At 59.5% G+C, this 23389-nt stretch carries 28 protein-coding genes and 1 tRNA gene; 15 read left to right on the forward strand and 14 right to left on the reverse strand.

What is annotated here, in order from left to right; translation table 11 throughout:
* Both WDO70_00005 and WDO70_00010 read left to right on the forward strand, forming a co-directional pair.
* Positions 1-708 (forward strand): hypothetical protein (locus WDO70_00005; GenBank protein MEJ0061609.1); only part of this gene is annotated, 708 nt, incomplete at its 5' end.
* A 2-nt stretch (positions 709-710) separates the two neighbouring features.
* Positions 711-1361: an alpha/beta fold hydrolase gene (locus WDO70_00010; GenBank protein MEJ0061610.1), complete on the forward strand. Its 651-nt coding sequence runs from the start codon at positions 711-713 to the stop codon at positions 1359-1361.
* Here the strand turns inward: WDO70_00010 and WDO70_00015 are convergent.
* Both WDO70_00015 and WDO70_00020 read right to left on the reverse strand, forming a co-directional pair.
* On the reverse strand, positions 1358-1723 hold the full coding sequence (locus WDO70_00015; protein ID MEJ0061611.1) for a hypothetical protein: 366 nt from the start codon (positions 1721-1723) through the stop codon (positions 1358-1360). The two genes, WDO70_00010 and WDO70_00015, sit on opposite strands and share 4 nt — an antisense overlap.
* A gap of 71 nt (positions 1724-1794) precedes the next feature.
* Positions 1795-2025: a hypothetical protein gene (locus tag WDO70_00020; GenBank protein MEJ0061612.1), complete on the reverse strand. Its 231-nt coding sequence runs from the start codon at positions 2023-2025 to the stop codon at positions 1795-1797.
* A gap of 377 nt (positions 2026-2402) precedes the next feature.
* On the opposite strand from WDO70_00020, the gene WDO70_00025 reads away from it, so the two are divergent.
* The 9 genes from WDO70_00025 (at position 2403) to WDO70_00065 (ending at position 7349) form a co-directional block, all read left to right on the forward strand.
* The gene (locus tag WDO70_00025) at positions 2403-2639 is read left to right on the forward strand and encodes a hypothetical protein (protein ID MEJ0061613.1); all 237 of its coding nucleotides are present in this window, start codon (positions 2403-2405) and stop codon (positions 2637-2639) included.
* Between the two features lie 128 nt (positions 2640-2767).
* Complete coding sequence (locus tag WDO70_00030) at positions 2768-3103, forward strand: hypothetical protein (protein MEJ0061614.1); 336 nt, start codon at positions 2768-2770, stop codon at positions 3101-3103.
* A gap of 128 nt (positions 3104-3231) precedes the next feature.
* Positions 3232-4044: an arginine deiminase-related protein gene (locus WDO70_00035; GenBank protein ID MEJ0061615.1), complete on the forward strand. Its 813-nt coding sequence runs from the start codon at positions 3232-3234 to the stop codon at positions 4042-4044.
* 91 nt (positions 4045-4135) lie between these two features.
* A complete protein-coding gene (locus WDO70_00040; protein ID MEJ0061616.1) occupies positions 4136-4777 on the forward strand; it encodes an SCO family protein in 642 nt (213 codons plus the stop codon).
* Positions 4778-4852: 75 nt separating this feature from the next.
* Positions 4853-5191 carry an AtpZ/AtpI family protein gene (locus WDO70_00045; GenBank protein ID MEJ0061617.1) on the forward strand — a complete coding sequence of 113 codons (339 nt, stop codon included), beginning with the start codon at positions 4853-4855 and terminating at the stop codon, positions 5189-5191.
* A gap of 2 nt (positions 5192-5193) precedes the next feature.
* Entirely contained in the window at positions 5194-5976 is a 783-nt protein-coding gene (locus WDO70_00050; GenBank protein ID MEJ0061618.1) for a F0F1 ATP synthase subunit A, read from the forward strand.
* 31 nt (positions 5977-6007) lie between these two features.
* Positions 6008-6238, forward strand: coding sequence for an ATP synthase subunit C family protein (locus WDO70_00055; GenBank protein MEJ0061619.1), 231 nt, complete (start codon positions 6008-6010; stop codon positions 6236-6238).
* Positions 6239-6249: 11 nt separating this feature from the next.
* Positions 6250-6852 (forward strand): F0F1 ATP synthase subunit B', encoded by a 603-nt coding sequence (locus WDO70_00060; protein ID MEJ0061620.1) that lies wholly within the window; start codon positions 6250-6252, stop codon positions 6850-6852.
* On the forward strand, positions 6849-7349 hold the full coding sequence (locus WDO70_00065) for a F0F1 ATP synthase subunit B (protein ID MEJ0061621.1): 501 nt from the start codon (positions 6849-6851) through the stop codon (positions 7347-7349). Before WDO70_00060 ends, WDO70_00065 begins: the two co-directional genes overlap by 4 nt.
* Before the next feature lie 5 nt (positions 7350-7354).
* Here WDO70_00065 and WDO70_00070 read toward each other — a convergent pair whose 3' ends face one another.
* The 3 genes from WDO70_00070 to WDO70_00080 all read right to left on the reverse strand — a co-directional run bounded on the left by WDO70_00070 (position 7355) and on the right by WDO70_00080 (position 9580).
* On the reverse strand, positions 7355-7909 hold the full coding sequence (locus WDO70_00070) for a hypothetical protein (GenBank protein MEJ0061622.1): 555 nt from the start codon (positions 7907-7909) through the stop codon (positions 7355-7357).
* Positions 7910-8047: 138 nt separating this feature from the next.
* Positions 8048-8641 carry an RdgB/HAM1 family non-canonical purine NTP pyrophosphatase gene (rdgB, locus tag WDO70_00075; protein MEJ0061623.1) on the reverse strand — a complete coding sequence of 198 codons (594 nt, stop codon included), beginning with the start codon at positions 8639-8641 and terminating at the stop codon, positions 8048-8050.
* 12 nt (positions 8642-8653) lie between these two features.
* Positions 8654-9580 carry a hypothetical protein gene (locus WDO70_00080; GenBank protein ID MEJ0061624.1) on the reverse strand — a complete coding sequence of 309 codons (927 nt, stop codon included), beginning with the start codon at positions 9578-9580 and terminating at the stop codon, positions 8654-8656.
* A 354-nt stretch (positions 9581-9934) separates the two neighbouring features.
* Between WDO70_00080 and WDO70_00085 the strand changes: the two genes are divergently transcribed.
* A complete protein-coding gene (locus WDO70_00085; GenBank protein ID MEJ0061625.1) occupies positions 9935-10384 on the forward strand; it encodes a hypothetical protein in 450 nt (149 codons plus the stop codon).
* Here the strand turns inward: WDO70_00085 and WDO70_00090 are convergent, their stop codons facing one another.
* The 4 genes from WDO70_00090 to WDO70_00105 all read right to left on the reverse strand — a co-directional run bounded on the left by WDO70_00090 (position 10385) and on the right by WDO70_00105 (position 12631).
* Positions 10385-11020, reverse strand: a complete 636-nt coding sequence (locus WDO70_00090; protein ID MEJ0061626.1) for an outer membrane lipoprotein carrier protein LolA — start codon at positions 11018-11020, stop codon at positions 10385-10387.
* A 31-nt stretch (positions 11021-11051) separates the two neighbouring features.
* Positions 11052-11570: a dihydrofolate reductase gene (locus WDO70_00095; GenBank protein ID MEJ0061627.1), complete on the reverse strand. Its 519-nt coding sequence runs from the start codon at positions 11568-11570 to the stop codon at positions 11052-11054.
* A gap of 1 nt (position 11571) precedes the next feature.
* On the reverse strand, positions 11572-12456 hold the full coding sequence (locus WDO70_00100; protein MEJ0061628.1) for a thymidylate synthase: 885 nt from the start codon (positions 12454-12456) through the stop codon (positions 11572-11574).
* Between the two features lie 88 nt (positions 12457-12544).
* Positions 12545-12631: transfer RNA gene (locus WDO70_00105), tRNA-Leu, on the reverse strand.
* Positions 12632-12720: 89 nt separating this feature from the next.
* Between WDO70_00105 and lipB the strand changes: the two genes are divergently transcribed.
* Positions 12721-13350 (forward strand): lipoyl(octanoyl) transferase LipB, encoded by a 630-nt coding sequence (gene lipB / locus WDO70_00110; protein ID MEJ0061629.1) that lies wholly within the window; start codon positions 12721-12723, stop codon positions 13348-13350.
* A gap of 1 nt (position 13351) precedes the next feature.
* On the opposite strand, the gene WDO70_00115 is transcribed toward lipB, so the two are convergent.
* The 5 genes from WDO70_00115 to WDO70_00135 form a co-directional block, all read right to left on the reverse strand.
* Complete coding sequence (locus tag WDO70_00115) at positions 13352-15874, reverse strand: ATP-binding protein (GenBank protein MEJ0061630.1); 2523 nt, start codon at positions 15872-15874, stop codon at positions 13352-13354.
* Positions 15871-16431: a YfiR family protein gene (locus tag WDO70_00120; GenBank protein ID MEJ0061631.1), complete on the reverse strand. Its 561-nt coding sequence runs from the start codon at positions 16429-16431 to the stop codon at positions 15871-15873. Before WDO70_00120 ends, WDO70_00115 begins: the two co-directional genes overlap by 4 nt.
* Positions 16419-18401, reverse strand: coding sequence for a TonB-dependent receptor (locus WDO70_00125; protein ID MEJ0061632.1), 1983 nt, complete (start codon positions 18399-18401; stop codon positions 16419-16421). The genes WDO70_00120 and WDO70_00125 overlap by 13 nt, the downstream gene beginning before the upstream one ends.
* Positions 18402-18745: 344 nt before the next feature.
* Positions 18746-19654, reverse strand: a complete 909-nt coding sequence (gene rpoH / locus WDO70_00130; protein ID MEJ0061633.1) for an RNA polymerase sigma factor RpoH — start codon at positions 19652-19654, stop codon at positions 18746-18748.
* Between the two features lie 76 nt (positions 19655-19730).
* A complete protein-coding gene (locus tag WDO70_00135) occupies positions 19731-20678 on the reverse strand; it encodes an RluA family pseudouridine synthase (protein MEJ0061634.1) in 948 nt (315 codons plus the stop codon).
* Between the two features lie 539 nt (positions 20679-21217).
* Between WDO70_00135 and WDO70_00140 the strand changes: the two genes are divergently transcribed.
* Together WDO70_00140 and ispG are read left to right on the forward strand one after the other, a co-directional pair.
* On the forward strand, positions 21218-22030 hold the full coding sequence (locus tag WDO70_00140) for a hypothetical protein (GenBank protein ID MEJ0061635.1): 813 nt from the start codon (positions 21218-21220) through the stop codon (positions 22028-22030).
* Positions 22031-22138: 108 nt separating this feature from the next.
* The gene (gene ispG, locus WDO70_00145) at positions 22139-23380 is read left to right on the forward strand and encodes a flavodoxin-dependent (E)-4-hydroxy-3-methylbut-2-enyl-diphosphate synthase (GenBank protein MEJ0061636.1); all 1242 of its coding nucleotides are present in this window, start codon (positions 22139-22141) and stop codon (positions 23378-23380) included.
* The last annotated feature ends 9 nt before the right edge of the window (positions 23381-23389 follow it).

Here is a 23389-nt window from a genome sequence, read left to right on the forward strand (position 1 = left end):
ATGCGTAATCTCTTCCTGCTTTCCGCTCTTTTGGCTTTCATGGCCGTTCCGGCATTCGCCGAAGACTTCAAGCCCGACGATTACGTCGCGCTCGACCTGAACGCCGAAGCCTGGGTGACGACGACGACCGCGCGCGTGACGGTGAATGTCGATGCCGCCGTGGCGAGCAACGCGGCGGGCACGATGCGCGCCGATATGCTGAAGGCGGTCAGCGACGTGGCGAAGGCCGAATGGCGGCTGACCAATTTTTCGCGCGGCGAGGATCAGACCGGCCTCGAGCGCTGGAATGCGAGCTTCGAGTCGCGCCTGCCGGAAAATCAGCTGAGCGGCCTGCATGACGCGGCAAAGAAAGCCAGCAAGGCGGGCATGCAGCTCACGGTCGCGGAAATCGCCTTCGACCCGACGCTGGCCGAGGTTGAAGCCGTCAAGGCCAAGCTGCGCGCCGATCTCTATAAGCAGGCCGGCGATCAGCTTGCCGCGCTGAACGCCGCGTTTCCGAACCGTCAATACCGCGCCGGAGCCATCGATTTCACCGGCGGCATGATGCCGATGATGGGGCGGCCGCCCATGCCGATGATGATGAAGACCATGGCGGGCAGCACGGAGGGATTCGCCCCCGCCAGCGACCAGTCCATGGAACGCGGCCAGAAACTGACCCAGCACGCGCGCGTGACGTTCTCCGCCCTGCCGCCCGCGCCCGCCAAATAGCCATGGCGCTTTCTTGTCAGATCAAGCCGCCGCGCGCAGGGGGCACGGCGCGCTCCGCTGTTATTCTTATCCATGGTTTCGGCGATAGCGGCGCGGGGCTGATCGGCCTCGCCGATCCGCTGTCGGCGCATTTGCCGCATACGGTTTTCATCAGCCCCGACGCGCCGAACCCCTGCGAGATGGCGGTCTTCGGCTTTCAATGGTTCGGCCTCGAGGACTGGTCGCCGCAGGCGCTTTACAACGGCGCGCTGCGCGCCGCGCCCGTGCTGGACGAATTTATCGGCCAGCAGCTTGAGGCCTATAAGATCGCGCCCGCGCAACTGGCGCTGGTGGGCTTTTCCCAAGGCTGCATGATGGCGCTGCATGTCGGGCTTCGCCGTCCGCAGCCGGTCGCCGCCGTGCTGGGTTTTTCCGGCGCCCTGGTCGGCGCGGAATGGCTTTCGGGCGAGATCAAGTCGCGCCCGCCGGTCATGCTGGTGCATGGCATGATGGATACGGTGGTTCCCTATCCGGCCATGCCCGCTTCGGCGCATTGCCTGAAAAATCTCGGCGTGCCGGTCGTGACCGAAACCCGCCCCGCCCTCGGCCACAGCATCGACGCCGAAAGCCTGGAAAAAGGCGGCGCGTTTCTGGCGCGCCATCTGACAGCCTAGAAGTCAGGGCGCGGCAGCTCGCGCAAACCGCATGTCATCCACATCAGACGCTCATGCGGTTCCGGCCCCGTATAGCCATGCGCCTGGGCGACGGCCGAAGCGCGGGTCAGCCATATCAGGCATTGGCCGGGAGCCTCGCCATTCTCCTTGCCGAGCCTTTCCAGGCGGGCGACGATTTCCAGCGCGGCTTCCCGGACTTCGGTTCTTGTTTCGTAAAGGGCGGCGTGCGAAACGCTGGCGGCAAGCCTCGGCGTGGCAATAGCGGGGTGGCGCGGCAGGACTTCGGCCAAAGTCCTGAGAAATTCTATTCTCACGGCAGAATCTTTCGTGTCGTCGAAAGCCTCGGCCAAAAGATAGCCCATCGATAATTGCCCAAAATATGACATGCCGCTTTATTAGCGAAACCCCGCTTCCCTGTCGAGAAGGACGGTCTCTAAGCGATCACATCCATCAGATGGCGCTCATTTTCGCTTTGAGCCTTGATGACGGCGGCGTTGGCGCGCTGTTCGATTTGGGCCACTTTAATTTGCAGCAGGCTCTCCGTGGGATCGCCGCCCGTGACCGGAAGATTGGCGATTTTATTGGCCGCGGCGGAAACGCGCTCGCCCGCGGCCATCATGCCGTTGACGGCAGTCCGATATGTATCTTTGACGATTTCGACCATAATCGCAGTTTAAATCAGTTGCGTTAATAGTTTCTCAAGATTCATGCGCTTGAGTCCGACTCCTGTTGGAATAGCCGTTTGGAATAGCCGTCATTCCCGACGCCGTGGCACTCGCCTGCGAGTGACAGGGCGAGCGGGAATCCCGTTTTTCTCAGCAATAGCGCCGGGGAGAGTGGTTGAAGGGCGCTGGTTGCGCCAGACCCCGGATCGCGGCGCGCCAAGGCGCGCCTTGTCCGGGGTAAGGCTTTCGTAAGCTCGCAAACTCCTGCGGACTTTACTCGCTAACGAAGCGCCTTAATTAACTGGTCTTTTAAGAATCACTGTTAAGGTTAAGCCATCAACGAAGCAGACATTTTACTCATTTCGAGGTCAAGGTTATGGCGCATGGAACCGAATATAGGCCGCTTGTCGCGGCTGGAGACGAGACCCTCGACAGGCTCGTTGCCATGACCAATCAGACCAATCTGGTGGCTCTCGACAAAACCCTGGCTGCGATCCGCCGCACCCAAAACGGCTTCGCGCCCGCCGCGGCGCGCGTGGGTTCGATCGGCGAACGCATCGTCCGGGCCGCCCAGGAAGTGGGCATGACGCTGCCGCCTTTCCAACGGCGTTAACGATTATTAACGTCATCATGCTCAAAAAATGCGCCGTACTGCTTGCGGCGCATTTTTTAATTTAGTTTCATGAAACTGGCTTTATAATAATCTTCAATTGATATGATCTAAACTCTAGGAGCATAAAAATGTCCGAATTGATCCCTGCCAACATCGATGATCGGGTCTATGAAAGCGATGTTTTCTGGACTTTCCGCACCGAAGGCAAAGGCGCGACGGGCCGGGCCATATTTTCTACCAAGCCTGCCATAAGCGAAGAATATGTGGTGCCGGCGACGGGCGACAAAGCGGAGCGGGTTTCTTATGCGGCCCTCAAGGCTCCTTCCGAACCCCAGCGCACGGTTGAATTGACCGTTCCGGAGCTCGCGACCCGAATCCAGACCATCGAGAAGGGCGGCGGGGTTGCCAATATGTCGCGCTCCGCCTATCGCCGTCTCGTGGGGCAAGAGTACAAGCCAAACTAAATCCTGAGCCGTTATTGCATTGCGAATAGGGCCTTTATGGCCCTATTCTTATTTTGAGATAGCGGGAAAATGATGGCGGGTTCTGCACCGCCCCTCGCATCATTCTGGGAAATTCTGCGAAAGAGACCATGCGGCAAAAGATTCTGATGTGTCCGCCGGACTACTTCAACATCGATTATGTCATCAATCCATGGATGGAGAATAACCAAGGCAAGGCCGAGCCCGGCCTGGCGCTCGCCCAATGGCGGAATTTATGCGCCGCCATCGAACCCCTCGCGGATATCGCCCTGGTTCCGCCGCAGCCCGGCCTGCCCGACCTGGTCTTCACCGCCAATGCCGGCCTGGTCTGGCGCGACATCGCGGTCGTCAGCCATTTCCGCCTGAAAGAGCGCCAGGGGGAAACGCCGCATTTCGCGGCATGGTTTAGCGCGAACGGGTTCCGTCTGGCCGACTGGCCCAAAGACATCAGCTTCGAGGGCGCGGGCGACGCGCTGTTCGATAGAGAACAGAATATTTTATGGGTCGGCTCGGGATTCCGCAGCGACCTTCGCGCCGCCAATATCCTGGAAAAAATCCTGCCGCACCGTATCGTGAGGCTGGGTTTGGCCAATCCGTCTTTTTACCATCTGGATACCTGCTTATGCCCCCTCGGCGGCGGCTATCTGCTTTATTATCCGCAAGCTTTCGATGCCGAGTCCCTGCGCATGATCGCGGAAGTGGTGCCGCCGGAAAAGCTGATCGAGGTTGGCGAGCAGGACGCGTTCAGCTTCGCCTGCAACGCCGTCGATCTCGACGGCCATATCGTCATGAACGACGCCACGCCGGAACTGCGGAATAAACTTCGCGCGGCGGGCTTTACGCCGCATCTCGTACCGCTGGGCGAATTCCTGAAATCCGGCGGCACGGCGAAATGCCTGACGCTGAAGCTGCACGAGGCTTAACGCGGCTGTTTACATAGCCCGCCAGATTCGTCTAGAGTTTCCCGGCTTCCTTGCGTCTTAAGACGCGGCCAATCAATAATAACGAGGCAGCATGGGTTCGCGGTTTAATTGGATATTCGTCGTTCTGGCCATCGCGGTCGTCGTCGGCTATTTCAGCATGACGCATGAGAACAAGCGCAAGACCGAGCAGGCGAAACGCTATGAGGCCGAATCCCAGGCTCATGCCGACCCCGACAACGACGCTCCCATCGGCGGATCGTTCGTCCTGAAAAACCATTTCGGCCAGCGGGTCACCGAAAAGGATTTTCAGGGCAAGTTTTTGCTGCTCACGTTCGGTTATACTTACTGTCCCGATGTCTGCCCCACCAAGTTGCAGGAAATGTCGCTGACGCTCGACGCGCTGGGCCAGAACGCGCAATGGGTGCAATTGCTATTCATCACCATAGACCCCGAACGCGACACGGCGAACCAGCTCAAGGGGTTCGTCACGCAGTTTAACGGCAACATTATCGGATTGACCGGTTCCCCAGAGCAAATCGCCGATATCGCCAAGAAATTCAAAATTTATTACAAGCGCGCCGAATCGACCGGCGGCGGCCAGTATCTGATGGATCATTCGTCGCAGATTTTCCTGCTCGACGGCGAGGGAAAATTCCTGGAAGTCTTCCCCGACGGCACCGACCCCGCCAAAATGGCCGCGAGAATCAAGGAATATCTGCCGAGTGCGCCGTAAATTGGCGACATTCCCGCCTTGACTCATGGCACCCCTCCCCCTACTTTGCCCGCAACTTCCCGGTGGAGAGCGGTCGTGACGGACTTCAATCAAAGCGACCGCGACCGGCTGCAAAATCTGGGAGAAGCAATCGAGCGCGCCCGTCATGAAAAAGACCCCATGACGGAGGCGCCGATGACCGTCGGACAGTCCTATTCGGCAAGCCGTCTCGGCTTTGAGTTTATGGGCGCGGTTCTGGCGGGAATCGGCCTGGGCTGGCTGATCGACGGCGCGGCGAACACGTCGCCCTGGGGCATGCTCATCGGGCTTTTCGCCGGGTTCATCGCCGGAGCCGCCAATGCGTGGCGAACAACGATGGGAATTGACCGCGCGGTCGGCTTGCGGCCGCGAGAAAACGATACAGACGGGAACTAGGCATGGCAGCGCATTCGCCGCTTCAGCAATTCGAGATCAAGACCCTCATTCCGCTTCCTCATGTGGCGGGCATGGATCTGTCGTTTACCAATGCGGCCTTGTTCATGTTCATCGCCGTCGCCGTAAGCGCCGGCCTTATCCTCATCGGCATGAAACCGAAAGCGGTCGTTCCGGGACGCCTGCAAATGCTGGTGGAATCGCTGCACGACATGATTTCCAACATGGTCGAGCAGACGGCGGGCCATAAATCGAAGCCTTATTTTCCCTTCGTGTTCTCGCTGTTCGTCTTCATCATGTTCGCCAACATGTTGGGCATGATCCCGTACGGCTTCACGCCGACCAGCCACATCATCGTAACCTTTGCCCTCGCGATCCTGGTTTTCCTGGCGGTCACGGTCACGGGCTTCGTCAGGCACGGTTTCCATTTCTTCTCGCTGTTCATCCCCAAGGGCGCGCCCTGGTGGCTGGCGCCGTTCCTGTTCGTGGTCGAGCTTATTTCCTTCTGCGTGCGGCCGCTCAGCCTTTCGGTGCGTCTTTTCGCCAATATGATGGCAGGAGGCATCCTGCTGAAGGTTTTCGCGGGCATGATCGCGACCATGGCGATTGCCGGGCTGTTCGGCGAAGAAGGTCATAGCCCATCCATCATGCAGCTCGCTCTCGCGCCGCTGCCTTTCGTGCTGACGGTCATGCTGACGGGCTTCAAACTGTTCGTGGCCGCCATCCAAGCCTATATTTTTTCGATTCTCACTTCTGTGTACTTGCACGACGCCCTCGAATTACACTAAACAATTCAACCTCAACCCCAAGGAGACGACCATGGAAAATAATTCACTCGCATTACTGGGCGCAGGCATCGCGATGATCGGCGCTTTCGGCGTCGGCATCGGCATGGGAAATCTGTTCTCATCCTGGATCACCGCCATCGCCCGCAACCCCGCCGCCGCGCCGAAATTCAACGGCATCGGCTTCATCGGCTTCGCGGCGACGGAACTCGTCCTGCTGCTGTGCTTCGTGGTGGCGTTCCTTCTGATCGGCAAAGTCGGCTGATCGGATTTCCCATGCGCGTTCTGCGGCAAGCATTCTGGGCCCTCGCGGTCATGGTTGCTTCTCTTCCGTCATGGGCGGAGGAAGAGCATCATGCCGGCGGCGGGACTTTGCCGCAGCTCAGGCCGGAACATTTCGCGGGGCAGATATTCTGGCTCGCGATCGCCTTCGGCATTCTGTATTTCCTGATGAAGACTATCGCGCTGCCGAAAGTCGGCGCGGTGCAGGAAACCCGTCACGCCAAGCGCGCCGGCGACCTCGCGGAAGCGGCTGCGGCCAATGACGCCGCCAAGCATATCGTCGCGGATTACGAGAAATCCCTGGCGGCGGCGCGGCATGATTCGCAGCGCAAGCTGGCCGCGATCATCGAGGCCGCGCAGAAGCAGGCCGCCGCGCAGACGGCGGAGCAGCAAGGCGCGCTGGACGCGAAACTCGCCGAAGCCGACAAGCGGATCGCCGCGATGCGCGAGCAGGCGCTCGGCCAGGTGCGCGGCGCGGCGATCGAGGTCGTTCCCGCCATGCTGGCGCGCCTGATCGACGACGAAAGCCTTCGCGCCGCATCCCCCATCGAATCCGCTATCGACGCCATGCAGCGGACGGCCGGGAGCGCGGCATGAAAGAGCTTCTCGACAATCCCTATTTCTGGAGCGGCGTATCGCTGCTGCTGTTTCTCGTCATAGCGGTCAAGTTCGGGCGCGCGCCGATTCTGGCATGGCTCGACGGCGGCATCGGCAAAATCCGCGACGCGCTGGCCGAGGCCGAACGGCTCAAGGCGGAAGCGGCGCAAACGCTCGCGCTTTATAAGCAAAAGCAGCAGGAAGCCATCCGGGAGGCCGAAACCATTATCGCCCAGGCCGGACGCGAGGCCGAAGCCATGCGCGCGGCGGCGGCGAAAGAACTGCAGGAAACGCTGGCCCGCCGTGAGCAGCAGGCCGTGGAGCGCATAGCTCAGGCGGAAGCGGCGGCGGTCGCGGAAGTCCGCCGCGCCACGATCGATCTGGCGGCGAGTGTCAGCGAGAAAATCCTGCGCGAGCGGCTGTCGCCGGAACAGGCCGGGATTTATATTGATCGCGCGCTGGCGGCATTGCCGGTTCAGGCCAAGAAAAGCGCCTGAACCAATCAGCCAAATGTTGGCTTTTTCCCGTGCTTGTCGACAAAACGGCCGGCAATCGCGCGGACTCCGTTTTCTTCGATACGAGGCCTGAGCGTGTTCAGAGCCGCATCTATTTTCTCGATCAAAGGCCCATGACGCTGCATAGACCGCGCCTCCATTAAGGCATCCCTGGCATCTTCGAGATCAATTTTGGCGAGAGCAGGAGCATGGGTGAGAATGCGCTCTCCGGCCTGCTGGCAAAACGCGCCGCCGGACGTATCGGTGATGTGCAGAGCGATACGCGCCGCATTAACCGCAGCCGGCGCATAATCCGGATCATTGCCCAAATGATCCGCCATCGTGAGAAGTGCTTCCGTCCATATGGCGAGGTTAAAAATTCTATCGGAGAATCGCTGCTCCGGCGTACTCATGAATCCCGCGAGTTCTTCAGCGGCTTCCGCCAGCATCCCCATGCCATCCCGGCCTTTATCGATGGCCGCATTGGCCTTCGCGATGGCTTGCAGCCCGTCCCAGTTCCGGGTTTTGTTGAGGCCTTTTCTTACTATGCTTGCTTTCGGCATGATCTTTCCTTTCAAAATATGAATTATCTCTGCTTATACGACGCATAAATATCTTTTAGCAAGAATCTAACAGCCGCTTGCAGGCAACAATATCCCGAATGATTTTTGGTTATTAAGCAAGGGGCTTGCCCCTAATTCTCAAGCCATATATCGCTTCACGAAAGCGCCGCACGCCTTGCCGCGATGAGAGAAGCGCGCTTTTTCGTCCGCCGTCATTTCGGCGAAGGTACGGTTCCCGCCGTCCGGCACAAAAATCGGGTCATAGCCGAAACCGCCTTCGCCGCACGGCGGCCATATCAGTTGTCCGGCGACTTCGCCGGTGAAAAATTCGCATGCGCCATCCGGCCAGCATAGCGCCAGAACGGTGATAAATTTCGCGTCGCGGTCGGATTGCCCCGCGAGCGCGTCCTCGACCTTGCGCATCGCAAAGCCGAAATCGCGCTCCGGCCCGGCCCAGCGCGCGGAATGAATGCCGGGTTCGCCGCCGAGCGCCGAGACCGCCAAACCGGAATCGTCGGCGAGGGCGATTTTGCCGCTGGCCCTGGCGATGGCGCGGGCTTTGATTTCTGCATTGGCGGAAAAAGTCGCGCCGTCTTCGACCGGCTCCGGCAAGCCGAGATCGGCGGCGGCAACGAGCTTGACGGCAAGCGGCGCAAGCAGGCGGGAAAACTCGGCGATCTTGCCGCGATTATGGCTTGCGATTACTAGTTCGGCACCGCGCAGAGAGCGCATAGGGCCCTCGAATCAACGATACGGCCTCATGTCGTCCTTGGATGACGGCATGACCGGCACGACAACATCAGCCGGAGACGACGGTCCGCCCGTCGCCGTCATCGAGGCCGGAGGCACCAGCGTCGATTCAGGCTTGCGTTCTCCCGACAGGGGCGGCGTGCCCGGGTCTGCGTTTTCGGTCGTTGCCGACAATGGCGGCGATGGAACGCCGGAGGCTGGAGGCGCCGCGTTGTCGCTGCCCGAAGCGGGCGAAGCCATATTATCGCCGCCTGAAGAAAGCGGTGGGGACGGCGCTACGCTGCCGCTCGCGGCAGGCTGATCGCTTGACGGAATTGCGTATTTTTCTTCCGTCACCGGCGGCAAAGGCTGCAGCGCGGCAGCCGGATCCGGAGCCGACAGGGGAATGGCGGCGTCCTCGGCAGGCTGAGGCGCGGGCGCTATAGCCGGCGCGGCGCTTTTCGCTTGCGCGGCGGCGGGCATCTTTTTCTTGGCGGTCTTCTTGTCGGCGGGTTTTTTGAGGTCGGCTTTCTTCGCCGCGGGCTTGGGCGCGGCCGTGACGGAACCGCCGACCTTCGCCGCCGCTTGATCCGCAGGCGGCATCTCGCAAAGAAGCAGCACAAGCCCGAGATCTCCGGCGGACCACATGGCCAATAATTCCTTATTGGTTCGGCGCGCGGAAAAAACCGTTATATCGGCCGAGATCGACTTGGGCGCTTGCGGTTCGACCGTATAGCCTTGCTCGCGCAGATGCTCCACCGTCGTCGTAAATATGACATTCACGCGCTGCTGCTCGTTCTGCGCCATCTTCCAGCCATAGGCCTCGATGGCGCCGCACTGCCGTCCCAGCTCGCCGGCGGCGGTTTGCAGCGCGATATTGAAATTCTGGGCGACAGGCAAAGGGAGCGGGGGATCGTCAAAACCGATCCCCGCAAGAGACATGGGTGAGGCTTTGGCCAAATCAGCGGCTTGCGCCCCGGGCGTCGTTCCCAGAATTGTTATTATTGTTATTATGGAAAGGAACCGGCGGCACATATGAACCTCCTGCCAAATCAAAGAGATATATCCAGATTGTTCTTGATACCGCAGAGACGGGGCAACTGCAATCATTGATGAATCCTTACCGGGCAGTAAAAATCCATAAATAATCGTCATTCAAGGGCTACGGAGGGCATTAGGAACGGACTCTCCTAAAACTTTACGGATTAGATACAATTCTATGGAATTTTGATAAGACGGAGACCATAGAATCACTGGCTGATTTCGTTTCCGCAACCAATTGGCTGAATATAAAGTATGAGCCTTTCTCAAGCCGTTGAACAGACCTCCGCGCTTCGCCCGCTGCCTTTGCCGGGGCGGGACGATATTGGCGGCAATAGCGCCGGTTTCGGCGTGGGCGGCGCGGGACGGGAACAGGCCGAACGGATCGCTCCCCTGCCCGCTTCGCGTGGCGTCACCGGGCGAAGCGCCCAGCCGGAAAGCTTCGTCATTGTCGGCTATAGCCCGATCGTGCTGCCGCAGGCGGCCAATGTTTCTTTTGCGGCGCCCCGTCCGCGCGCGCTCGATCAAACCGCTCGTCCCAACCTCGCGGACCATGTCGTCGGCTTTCTGCTCTCCGCCAATGAGGTGGGATATGGCGGCAAGGAGATTGCTTCTTCCGCGGCGGCGACCAGCCAGCGCGCCTACCGCAATACGGAAGCGGGATTCCCGCGCAGCAGCGACAGCCTGTTCAGCATCACCAGCTAACTATTTGTTGATCGGCTTGTCGGTCTTGGTCGACTTGCCCAGCTTCGGCGGGATGAAACGGAAACTCCGCTCCGGAATATCGACGCCCTCGCGCATGCCCTGCAAAGCTATGGTCGTGGTGCGGTTCTGCGCATCCTGCACGCGCCAGCCGTGAAGGATGAAAGGCTCGGTCTCGAACAGCAGAGTCATCGTGCCGACATCCGGGTTTTTCGCCTCCGCCACGGTGATCTCGACCGTCTTCGAGCCATGCTTGATATTCGTCACCCGCACATCGCCGTCGAGACGAAGATTCTCGCGCAGGATCAAATCGGCCAGGCTGCCGCCGAGCGGAATAGTCGTGCTTTGCTCAAGCTCGCCGTCCCACATATAGATGAAACTGCCGTCGGCGATGATGAAATCCTTGAGCGGCGTGTCGTAGGACAGATTCATCCGGCCCGGACGGCTGATGAGCAGCGTGCCGGTAACGGTTTGGCCGTCATCGGTGGTCTGGATGAATTTCGACGCGATCGTGCGCCTTGCGTTGATATAATCCTCGGCCTCGACGATGGAGCGGGCGTCATCGACCCGCGACCGCGCCGCAAGCGCCGGAGAGGAAACAAGCGCCAGAAGCGCCGCGATGAGAAAGATATGCCGCATGGCCGCACCTTCGCGCCTGATTGCGGCGAAATCAAGAAGGGATTTGCGAAAAACGCTCATAAACGCAAAAGCGCAGCAGCGTGTCTTTTTCGGTAAGCTGCTTTTCCTCGGCCAAGCGCCACACCGCCGGGTCGAGCGGCGGGAAAAAGGCGTCGCCCTCATAATCCTTGTCGATATGGGTGAGCAGCACGCGGTCGGCGCGATCGAGAGTCTGCTCGAAAATCTGCTGGCCGCCGACGATAAAGACATCTTCGCCCGGCGGCGCGGCGGCGAGCGCGGACGGAATGTCATGGAAAACCTGCGTTCCCTCCGGCGCACCCGGAGGCTGATAGGCGGGATCACGCGTCACCACCAGATGCCGCCGGCCGGGCAAGGGCCGCCCGAACTGCGCGATGATCGAATCGTAAGTCTTGCGGCCCATTACCACCGCATGACCAAGCGTGGTCTGCTTGAAAAATTTCAGGTCGGACGGGAAATGCCACGGCAATTTTCCGTGATCGCCGATGACTTGCTTTTTGCCCGCGCAGGCGGCGATGAGGATGACCGCCACGCTAAATCGCGATCGGCGCGCTGATCGCCGGATGCGGATCGTAATCGCTCAGCGTGAAATCTTCGTAGGCGAAGTCGAAAATGGACGTCCGCGCCGGATTCAGCGTCATTTTGGGAACGGCGCGAATGTCGCGCGCGAGCTGGGTCTTCACCTGCTCGATATGGTTGGAATAGATATGCGCGTCGCCGAAGCTGTGAACGAATTCGGCGGGCTTGAGATCGCAGACCTGCGCCACCATCATCAAGAGCAGCGCGTAGCTGGCGATGTTAAACGGCACGCCGAGGAACAGATCGGCGCTGCGCTGGTAAAGCTGGCATGACAGCGCGCCGTCGGCGACGAAGAACTGGAACAGCGCGTGGCATGGCGGCGGCGACTTGGAAATCTGCGCCAGCGCCAGAGGATTCCAGGCGCAGACGAGATGGCGGCGGCTGTTGGGATCGCGCTTGAGGCGGGCGATTAATTCCGAAATCTGATCGACGCCGTTGCCAGCGCCCAGACTCTCGCCGCCGAAATCGCGCCATTGCCGGCCGTAGATCGGGCCGAGATCGCCGTTCTCGTCGGCCCATTCGTCCCAGATCGAAACCTTGCGCTCCTGCAGATAGCGCACATTGGTGTCGCCGCGCAGGAACCACAACAGCTCGTGAATGATGGATTTGAGATGGACTTTCTTGGTCGTCAGCAGCGGAAAGCCCTTGCGCAGATCGAACCTTAGCTGATGTCCGAAACTGGCGATAGTGCCGGTGCCGGTGCGATCGTCGCGCTTGACGCCGTTATGGAGCACATAATCGAGAAGGCCAAGATAAGCGGCCTCGCCTTCGGGAGACGGATAATAGGCGGGCGAAGACGGAGCAGACGGTAAAGTGCGCATCGGTTCAATCTTTGCCATTCGTTATATGTCCTTATATTTGAACCAGTCCGCCTTCGCCCTTCGGGCTACGGCGTGACAGCCTTCGCTCGCTTGCGCTCGCGAAGGCTGGTGCGGTCGAGAAGACTCGAACTTCCACGAGATTTCTCCCACAGCGACCTCAACGCTGCGCGTCTACCAGTTCCGCCACGACCGCACACTCTTCGAGGCAGCACAGGCTTACCAGACGCCCTACCCCCGATCAAGCGGTTTGCGGATAAATTACAGGGGCGCTAGATTAACCTTATGCTTCCCGTCGAATGGAAAATCAGCTCCGAACCCGTGGATTACCCCGCGGCCCACACGCTCATGGAGGAGCGCGTCGCGGCGATTCTGGCCGAGGAGGCCGTGGAGCTCACCTGGCTGCTCGAACATCCCCCGCTTTATACGGCAGGCACGAGCGCCACGCCCGGCGATCTTCGCGTGCCCGGACGCTTCCCGGTTTACGCCACCGGGCGCGGCGGGCAATATACTTATCACGGGCCGGGGCAGCGCGTGGCCTATGTGCTGCAGAATCTCGCCTGGCGCGACCGGGACGTGCGCGCCCATGTCTGGCGGCTCGAAGAATGGATCATCCGCGCGCTCGCGGAATTCGGCGTCCTAGGCGAGCGGCGCGAAGGGCGCGTCGGCATATGGGTCCCCGCCTCCGATGGAGCCGAGAAAAAGATCGCCGCCATCGGCGTGCGGGTGCGGCGCTGGATCACGTTTCACGGCATCGCGATCAATATCGATCCCGACCTCGAGCATTTTACCGGCATCGTGCCGTGCGGATTGCCGGGCTTCGGCGTCACCTCGCTCGCCGAGCTTGGCAAGAATCCGGGCGTCGCCGCGATCGATGCGGCGCTGAGGCGGCATTTCCCGGCCATCTTCCGGTAGATTATTGCGTGTCCGCGCTTTTCCCGGTGACCAGCTTCGCGCGCAAATCTTCGGGATTGAACGGCTTCGGGAGATAATCGTCCATGCCGGAGGCTAGGCATTTTTCCTTGTCGCCGGGCAAGGCATGGGCCGTCATGCCGATAATGCGCGACGCTTCGCGGCGCATGCCCTTCTCAAAGCGGCGTATGGCCTCGGTCGTCTTATAGCCGTCAAGGCCATGCATCTGGATATCCATGAGGATGGCGTGATATTTGCGGCGCTTGACCTTCTCGATCGCATCGAAGCCGGTTTCCGCCAAATCGAAATCGAAGCCGAATTCCTTGAGATACTCGCCGGCCACCATGGCGTTCGGCTCGAAATCCTCGACCATGAGAATGCGCCTGTCATTTCTATCGGCTCTCCCGTTAACCGCGTGCGGAGTTTCCTCCACCAGCACGGCGGGATCCTGCGGCTTGACCGGCAGCGGCAGCTGCACCGTAAAGACCGATCCCTTGCCCACGACGCTGGTCACGGTAATTTTGCCGTCCATCATTTCCGCGAAAGTCTTCGCGATGGCAAGGCCGAGGCCGGTGCCGCCGTATTTGCGTCCGATGGAGGAATCCGCCTGGGTGAATTTCTCGAAAATATAATCGATCTTGCCCGGCGGAATGCCGATGCCCGTGTCCGTCACCGTGATAAAAACATCGGCATGATCGCCCTGTGGATTCGGCGCCCATTCCGCTTTGAGCGTCACCGAGCCGCGTTCGGTGAATTTAACGGCGTTGCCGCAGATATTCGTCAGAACCTGCCTGACCCGCGTCGGGTCGCCGGTGAATTCCTTGCCTTTGAGCACGCCGATATCGGTCACGAATTCCAGCTTCTTTTCCTTGGTCTTGACCGACATGAGGGCGACGATTTCCTCGATCAGGCCGAAAAGATCGAAGGGAATTTTTTCCAGCTCGAATCCCCCGGTCTCTATTTTCGAAAAATCCATCAGGTCGTTGATGATCGCGAGCAGCGCCTCGGCGCTGAGCCGGAGCGTCTTGATGAACTCGGCCTGACGGTCGGTGAGCGGCGTGGTTTTGGCGAGAATATGCGACAGGCCCAGCACCACGTTCATCGGCGTTCTTATTTCATGGCTCATATTGGCGAGAAACTCGCTTTTCGCCACATTGGCGGCCTGGGCCTTGTCGCGCTCTTCATGAAGCTGCCGCGCATTGTCCCGGAAGACATGAAGCGCGCTCGCCAGCTTGCCGATCTCGTCATGCTGATAGGCGATCGGAGGCAATTCGTCATATTGGCCCTGCGTCGCCCGGTAAAGTGCGTTGGCCATGGCGTTGACCGGATAGACGACGCGGCGCGAAATCAGCCGCCATGACATGAAGCTGAGCGCGAGCGTGCTGGCGAATAAAAGCAGATAGAGCATGATATCCTGCATCGCCTGCTGCTTGATCTTTTCGATATAGGACTGGTTGAGCCTGATGACGCCGTCATTCATCGTATGCAGCGTATCGACCGCCTGCGAGGCGAGCTCCAGCCACATTTGAATGGTAATCGGATAATCGGGATTGACGAGACCCGTCGCGGGCTGGCGGAAAATATCCTTGATCCGGTCGAAGGTGATCGAGTAATGGGTCTCGGCCTCATCCATCATAGGCTTGACTTCGGCGAGCATTTTATAGTTCAGCACGGCGTCGTGAACCAGCTCCCAGGCATAACGGACGCGCCCGCGCCAGAGCGACAATTCCTCCTGCATGGCGGGCGGCGCGAATCGGTTCTCGACGATCAATTCGCCGAGCAAGGCGTATTCGCGGCCGGTGTATTCGCTGATTTGCCATACGACATGGGAGAAGCGCAATTGCTTGCTGATCTCGGCGTCAAGATCGTAATAAGGAAGCGTGTAATTCTCGTTCAGCGTATGAATATCGGTAATGAAGGCCGTCGACGCGGCGAAAAATCTTCCCGGCAACGGGGAGTCTCGCGGGTTTTTCGGTTTCTCCGGAACGGCATCCTTCGAGGCGGCGTTGCCCGAATGATTGCGCGTCGAGCGTGAATTGCCCTCCGCTTTGCGATAAGCGGACGATTCGCGTTTTGCATCGGCGCGTTCTGGCTTCGGCGCGAGGCGGGCGCGTTCCAGCGCGCCGTCCAATTCCTTTCTGAGCTGCCGCAAATCGCCGTAACTCTTTTCGACCCGCTCCATCGGCACAACCAAGTCGGAAGTCATGGTTTGCCGCACTATGCCCAATGTCTCGCCAAGAAGGGCGTCGGCTTGGCGGCGATTCTCCCGCAATTCTTCGAGCAAGGACGGGGTCGCTTCTTCGGGCGCGGCGATAATGGCCACGGAGGCCCCCCGCTCCAGCGACAGGAATTTTTTAACTTCGAGAAGATGATTGGCGACCGCCGCGACGCTCTGAAGCGTCTGCACCTTGCGATAGCTGCCCCATGATTGATAAACATTGTAAACGACGGGCGCGGCGATCAGGAGATTGAGCGCCGTGATAATCGCGAGCAAGGTCGTGGCGATAGAGGCGCTGGACCCTCTCATGGCTGGCGCACCAATTCGGCCAGCTTGACCAGGCGGTCTTCGATGCTGATGCCCGCCGCGGCCATGGCCTGCCGGTTGACGTATAGATGAATGCGGCGATCATCGCCCTTGGAAAGCTCGATCATGCCGCCGCGTTCGGTGAAACGGTCGATATCGCTGACCGTAAGGATGTTTCGCCCCTGCAGCGTCCGCAAAAGTTCGGGAAGATTTTTCTCTTGATTGCGATTGATGAAGATAAGATTGCACGCGCCGGTTTCGGCTATGTCGCTCTGATAGGCGATATCGATGACATATTGCTGCGCCGTGCGCCCCCGCAGAGGATCGAGATCGCCGCTGAACGAATCACCGCCCAGCAGGCAAACGCGAAGATTGTTGCCTGCCGACGAAGACCAGTTGGTGTATTTCAGGAAATTATAGATCAGGCCCGCCTTGATCTTGTTTTCCTGCAGCTTCACGGCTTCGCTTTCCTCCGCGCGCGCGGGCGCGGCCAGCAGCAGCGCGAAAGCGACGCAGCATGAAATGAAGCCGAACCGGGTGCTGGCTCTTAAAACTGCCATGTCAGCTTTCCGAAAACGCTTCGGGGCACTTCGGCGGCGTTCAGGCCGTTGGCGGCGCCGAATTCCCGGTGCGCGCCGACCAGATTCTGGCCGACGAGGTTGAACCTGATATTTTCGGTGGCGCGCCAGCCCAAATTCATGTCGAGCCTGACATAGGAAGCGACGCTGTCCTGCTTGAGGGGAGAAACGTAATAAACCGAGGTATCGAGCGCCCAGTCCGGCGCGATATTCCATGACGAACGCAGCTTGACCTGGTGCTTGGGCGACAGGTCTTCGTCCATGAAGGAGCTTATGCCTTTCTGCGGGCTCAACGACATGGCGAGAAAGCCGTAGCTTGCATGCAGGGTCAGGTTCTTGCGGGCCGACCATGTCGAGACGATTTCACCGCCCCAGGTCGCGCCCTTCATGCCGTTCTCGAAAATCAGCGGCGTGAGAAAATAGGGCGGATCGACGCCGTTATTCACGGGAACGGACGGCAGCGCGGTGATGACCGCGAGATCGTCATACTGGTTATAGAACGCCGTGGCGTCGAGGGACAGATCGTCCCTGATCTGATTTCGGTAGCCGACCTCGTAGGCGATCACCTCCTCGGAATTATAGTCTTTGTTTCCCGTCAGGGTAATCTGGGTTCCCGGCCCTGCGGCGGTCTCGAAATCCACGTCGCGCTCCAGCTGGCGCGGCGTGCGCACCGCGCGCGACACCGCTCCCCAGACGCTTTGCCGCTGGTCGGCCTGCCATTGCAGGCGGGCGTTCGGCTCGTATTCAAAGCCGGTATAATCGTTATTCTCGAATTTCGAGCCGAGCGTCAGAAACAGTTCGTCCTGCAGCAGCGTGATTTTATCCTGGACGAAGACGTTGAAGAAATTGAAGGTGTCGCTGGAAGGCTTAAAGGTCACGACCCCCGTCCCTTTTTCATCGTCGCTGATGCTGCGATAGCCGCCACCGACGGTAAGCGCATGCCTGCCGCGCTGCGCCAGATCGTATTGCGCCTCGGCATCCAGCGTATATTGATTGTCCTGCAGCACAGGAGAGTCGTTGCGATGGGCGTAATCGAGATAGGATTGCACCGTCAGCAGCGAATTATCGTTAAAATCTTTCTTCCACCGCCCCAACAAATTGGCGCCCTGGTAATTCATGGTGACCGGCATCGGCGTCGAAAAGGGCGCGGTCAGGGAAAACAGGTTATCCGTCTGCTTGTCGCGGGTCTGATAGGCGTCGCCCTGCAAGGTGAAATCGTCGCCCCAATCGGTGCGGAAGCCGCTGCGCCAGCCTCTCGACTTATCGTTCGCATCGCCCGGCGCGCTTGTCGACGGATAGGAGTCGCGGTCGGAATACTGGCCGTATATGCGATAAGTTCCATCCTCGCCGAACGAGCCGCCATGCCGTCCGGCATACGTGCCGCGCTCGATGTTGCCGTAAAGCGCCTTGCCCATGTTGCCCTGGGTATCCTTGGTATGTTTGGTGATGATGTTGATGACGCCATTGACCGCATTGGCGCCCCATAAGGCGCCCCCCGGTCCGCGCACGACTTCGATGCGATCGATGTCCTCGAGCAAAAGATTTTGGGCTTCCCAATAGGTTCCGGCGAAAAGCGGATTATAGATCGTGCGGCCGTCGATCATGACCAGAAGCTTATTGGCCAGTCCGTTATTGAAGCCCCGGATGGAAATATTCCAGGAATTGGAATCGGCCTGCGCCACTTCGACTCCCGGCGCCATGCGCAGCGCGTCGGGAATAGTCGTCACTCCCGAGCGAACGATATCCTCGCTTGAAATGACATAAATCGCCGCCGCCGCGTCCGACACTTTCTCTAATTTTTTCGATGCCGAAATGACTTCGGCCTTCAGCAATTGCTCAGGCAATAAATCAAAATAATCAATGGTTTGCGCCGATGCCGGGCTGGCAAGCAATGTCAACAGCCATCCCAAAGCGGCTTGCGGGAGCTTTTGGCGGCGCGTCCGTATTTTCATATCTCTTTCCCTGAAGTCGCGAAAAGATAGCGGCCAATGTATAACAATGCGCATAAACAAGCCATCCGCCGACTATGGATTTTTTATTGAGGAAAATTTAACACTGCGGGAGATTCAGGCGAGAGTACTACGGCTGCCGCATAAAAAATCCATATGGCATCGACCGGATTTTTTATTTCTCTGGAATAAGAGATCATCTGAAAAGTCATCAGGCCGTGGCGAAAACCATGCTTTTCGAGAACCGGAGCGCAGCATATTCAACATATGTGAGCACCGGAAGCGCAGAAAAGCGTGGTTTGCAGCCCGGCATCATGGCTTTTCAGATGGTCTCTAAGCCTTTCCGATCATGGGCTGCCGTTATCCGAAGCCAGCATCCGGTCCTCCGGCAAAGCGAGCGCGCGGACATGATCCTGCAGCTTGGCGAAAGCCCGGACCTCGATCTGGCGCACGCGCTCGCGGCTTACTTTGTGCCGCTGCGATAATTCCTCGAGCGTGGCGGGCGGCTGCTGCATCCGGCGCGCCGTGATGATGGCGCGTTCGCGAGGATTGAGCCGCGTCATGGCCGATACCAGCATGCGTTTCCGGCGCGCCAGCTCCTCCGCCTCGCCGAGCCTGGTTTCCTGGTCGTCCCGGTCGTCGACCAGCCAATCCTGCCACTCGCTTTCGCCGTCGGCCGCGACCGGCGCGTTAAGCGACGAATCGGGGCCGCTCATGCGCTGCTCCATCGACACGACTTCGTTTTCGGACACGTCGAGCCTTTTGGCAATGGCGGCCACCTGCTCCGGACTGAGCGCGCCGCCGTCGATGGCCCTCATCTCGCGCTTGAGCTTGCGCAGATTGAAGAAAAGACGTTTCTGGGCCGCCGTCGTGCCGATCTTCACCAGCGACCAGGAATGCAGCACATATTCCTGGATCGACGCCCTGATCCACCACATCGCGTAAGTCGAAAGCCGGAATCCTTTTTCGGGATCGAAGCGTTTGACCGCCTGCATCATGCCGACATTCCCCTCGGCGATCAGGTCGGAAAGCGGCAATCCATAGCCGCGATAGCCCATGGCGATTTTGGCGACCAGGCGCAGATGCGAGGTTACCAGCCTATGCGCGGATTCGAGATTGCCATGCTCGCGCCAGGATTTGGCCAGCATGTATTCCTCGCCCGCCTCCAGCACAGGAAATTTCCTGATCTCCTGGAAATAAAGCGCGAGATTGCCGTCGGCGCCGGGTACGGGAAGATTGGGAGCGATATTGGCCATGGATCTCTTTTATATTACGTCAACTCGAAAACCCGCAAACAAACTCTTTTGCGGGTTTTCAAACGGGCTGACTATATCACCTTTTATGGCCGAAATGCGCGCGTAATTCGCCGCGCAGCATAAAAAGATCGGGCGGAAATGATGCCGTGAACTCCATCACCTTGCCCGTGCCGGGATGCCGCAGTTTCAGCGCGGCGGCATGCAGCGCCTGCCTTGGGAAACCACGGAGTAACCGCATCAGCGCGCCCTCGCCACGGCGAGGACGGCCATATAAGGCGTCGCCGATCACGCCATGACCGTTATGGGCGAGATGCACGCGGATCTGATGCGTCCGTCCCGTCGCAAGATTGCATGTCACCAGCGCCGCGAGCGTGCCGTAGGTTTCAGTGGTCTTATAATAAGTAAGCGCGGGTTTGCCCCCGGCGCGCGCCGCCATGCGCTGCCGGTTATGCGGATCGCGGGCGATGGAAGTGTCGAAGAAGCCTTGCGCGGGCTTCGGCAAATCCCACACGAAGGCCATATAGGTGCGGCTCAGGCTGCGGTCGGCGAATTGCGCCGACAGCGCCTGATGCGCGCGGTCATGCTTCGCGACGACCAGCAAGCCGCTGGTATCCTTGTCGAGCCGGTGCACGATGCCGGGACGCGCCACGCCGCCGATGCCGCTCAGACTCGCGCCGCAATGGGCCAGCAGCGCGTTCACCAGCGTATGATCGCGATTGCCCGGCGCGGGATGCACCACCATGCCAGGCGGCTTATCGATGACCAGCAGATCGTCATCTTCATAGACGACCGTGAGCGGCAGTTTCTGCGCTTCGGGACTTGCGGAAAGAAGGGCGGGTATCGTGATCTCGACGGTCATGTCTTCGCGCGCTTTGGCGGAAGCGTCGGTCGCGATAACGCCGCCGACGCGCACCATGCCTTGCGCGATCAATTGCTGAATGCGGCTGCGCGAATAACCCTGATCCGCCAAATGCGCCGCCAGCGCGCGATCCAGCCGCTGCCCCGCCGCGTCGGGGGGAAGCATAACGGTAATTTGATTCTGATTCGGGCAAGCGGACATGGTGCGCAAAGCTATAGCATTTCGCGAGCGAACAATTGCGTCGAGAATGCAATTTTTTGCTTGATTTTGTGTTCCGGGAAACTTATTTATACCCTTAGACAGAGCAACTTATTACCCAATATGTGCAACAAAGGTGTGCCATGACCCGCGTTCTTTATGAAGAATCTCCTTATCAGCAGGCCAGGAGCGGTACGTGGAGCCAGGAAGAGAACGCCCCGCCATCTTCCGCAAATAATCCGCCTCCCGAATCCGCCGCGCCTTCGCGGCCCGCGCGAACGATAGGGGCTTCGACCTTGCGGGATGCTCAGCGTCAAGCTCGCGCGGAGGCTCGCGCACCGGCCCAGAAATTAACCAACGGCTGACGGCTATTCGCCTCGCGCCGCCAAGTTCATACTGTGAAAACAATGGAATTCCTTGCCAGCCCTGCCGGATGGCGGGTATATATTCCCGATGCCATAAGGCAAAAATTGATTTTATTGACGTAACGAGCATTAGGGGAAAACATGTCGCAAGAACCGCAGCAACGCATCACAGTCGTCGAGGCGCAACGTCAAGTCGAATTTGAAATGGCGGGCCATCTTGTCAATGGATGGCCGCAGGAAAGGAATCGCGGCCAATTGGGTTACGCCACCTTTTTCGTCGAGCAAGGCGTGCTGACGCCTCTGCTGTTCAATCCGAACGATATTGCGCGCGTCGGCATCGCCGATCATGTCAGCGACTATAAAAAAATAGGTCATGACGACGCCGCGAAGGTTTTCATTTATGAAGTGGCGCACGGCAATTACGGCGAGCATTTCCGCTATGCCATGCAGCCCGGAAAAACCGTGCCCGACGGCGCGATGCCGGACGCGAAGCGCGACGATCCCGCGCAGCTCGATACGGTTCTGGGCCGCGTGCTTTCGATGGAAGCCCTGTTCAAGGCCGGAGCCGCCATTACGGTCGTCACGCCGCATGTCGGACGCAAGCATGCCGCCAATCCCGCCGCCGAAGTCGCGCCCGCCGCAGGCTCGCTGATCCACACCTATGGCGACCGGATCGATTGGGTGACGATTGAGCCTGAGGAATACCGGGCCAATAAAAACCGCATCGGCGCGGCTACATATCTGTGGCAGGAAAATAGCGGCGCCAGCGATTTTTATGTCTCCAACCACCACAACTCGGCGGTGATTTTCGCTTCGCAAATCAGCGCGCCGAATTCGGACATAAAGTTTGACCGGCTGTTCGGCAATACGGCGACGGAGCCGTACAGAGAAAATCTGGACATTTTCATGATCGGCCTCAGCCCTATGCGCCAAAATTTCGCGCCGGGCGGTTAGGAAACCTAAAAACGGCCATGAGCGGCAGAGCCGGAAAAACTTGTCCTTAAGGGCCGCAACGGTTAATAATGCCGTATCGGTTTATTATAAAAATAAGGATTAGGCAGCATGGTCGCCTTGGCTGAAGTTAAGCGCCGTCAAACGCAAGCGGTTCGCGTCGGTAACATCGTTATCGGCGGGGGCGCGCCCGTGGTCGTGCAATCGATGACCAACACGCCGACGGAAGACGCCGACGCCACCGCCAAGCAGGTGTTCGACCTGTGGCGCGCGGGCTCGGAAATCGTCCGCATCACCGTCAATATCGACGAAGCGGCAGCCGCCGTCCCCTATATCCGCGACAAGCTCGCCAAAATGGGCTGCGATGTGCCGCTGGTCGGCTGCTTCCACTATAACGGTCACAAGCTGCTCGCCGATCATCCGGCCTGCGCCGAGGCCTTGGGGAAATACCGCATCAATCCCGGCAATGTCGGCTTCGGCCAGAAGCGCGACAAGCAGTTCGAGCAGATGATCGAATGCGCGGTGAAGCACAACAAGCCGGTGCGCATCGGCGTCAATTGGGGATCGCTCGACCAGGAAGTTTCCGCCCGGCTGATGGACGAGAACGCCACCCGCCCCGAACCGTGGAGCGCGGACGCCGTGCTGCGCGAGGCGCTGGTCGTCTCCGCGCTCGAATCCGCCGCCTCCGCCCGGCGCACGGGATTGCGCCAGGATCAGATCGTGCTGTCCGCCAAAGTCAGCCGGGTGCAGGATTTGATCGCGGTCTATCGCGAGCTGTCCTCGCGCTGCGATTACGCGCTGCATCTCGGCCTCACCGAAGCGGGCCTCGGCTCGAAGGGCATCGTCGCCACCACCGCCGCGCTCTCCGCCTTGCTGCAAAACGGCATCGGCGACACGATCCGCGCCTCTCTGACCCCACGTCCCGGCGAGCCGCGCGAGCAGGAAGTCATCGTCTGCACCGAGATTTTGCAGACCATGGGCTTGCGCAGCTTCACGCCGCAAGTCACGGCCTGCCCCGGCTGCGGGCGCACCACCAGCACGGTGTTCCAGTCGCTGGCGGAAAAAATCCAGTCCTATCTGCGCGAGCAGATGCCGGTATGGAAATCCCAGTACGCGGGCGTCGAAAGCATGAGCGTCGCGGTCATGGGCTGCATCGTCAACGGCCCCGGCGAAAGCAAGCATGCGGACATCGGCATCAGTTTGCCCGGCACCGGCGAGCAGCCGACCGCGCCGGTCTTCATCGACGGCGAGAAGCGCGTCACGCTGCGCGGCGAGGATATCGCCGAACAGTTTCAGGTGATCGTCGATAATTACGTCAAGACCCGCTATGGCGGAGAAAACAAAGCGGCGTAAGTATTGAGC

This window comes from Alphaproteobacteria bacterium (genome assembly GCA_037200005.1).
In the GTDB taxonomy this organism is placed as follows: domain Bacteria; phylum Pseudomonadota; class Alphaproteobacteria; order UBA9219; family RFNS01; genus JBBCGY01.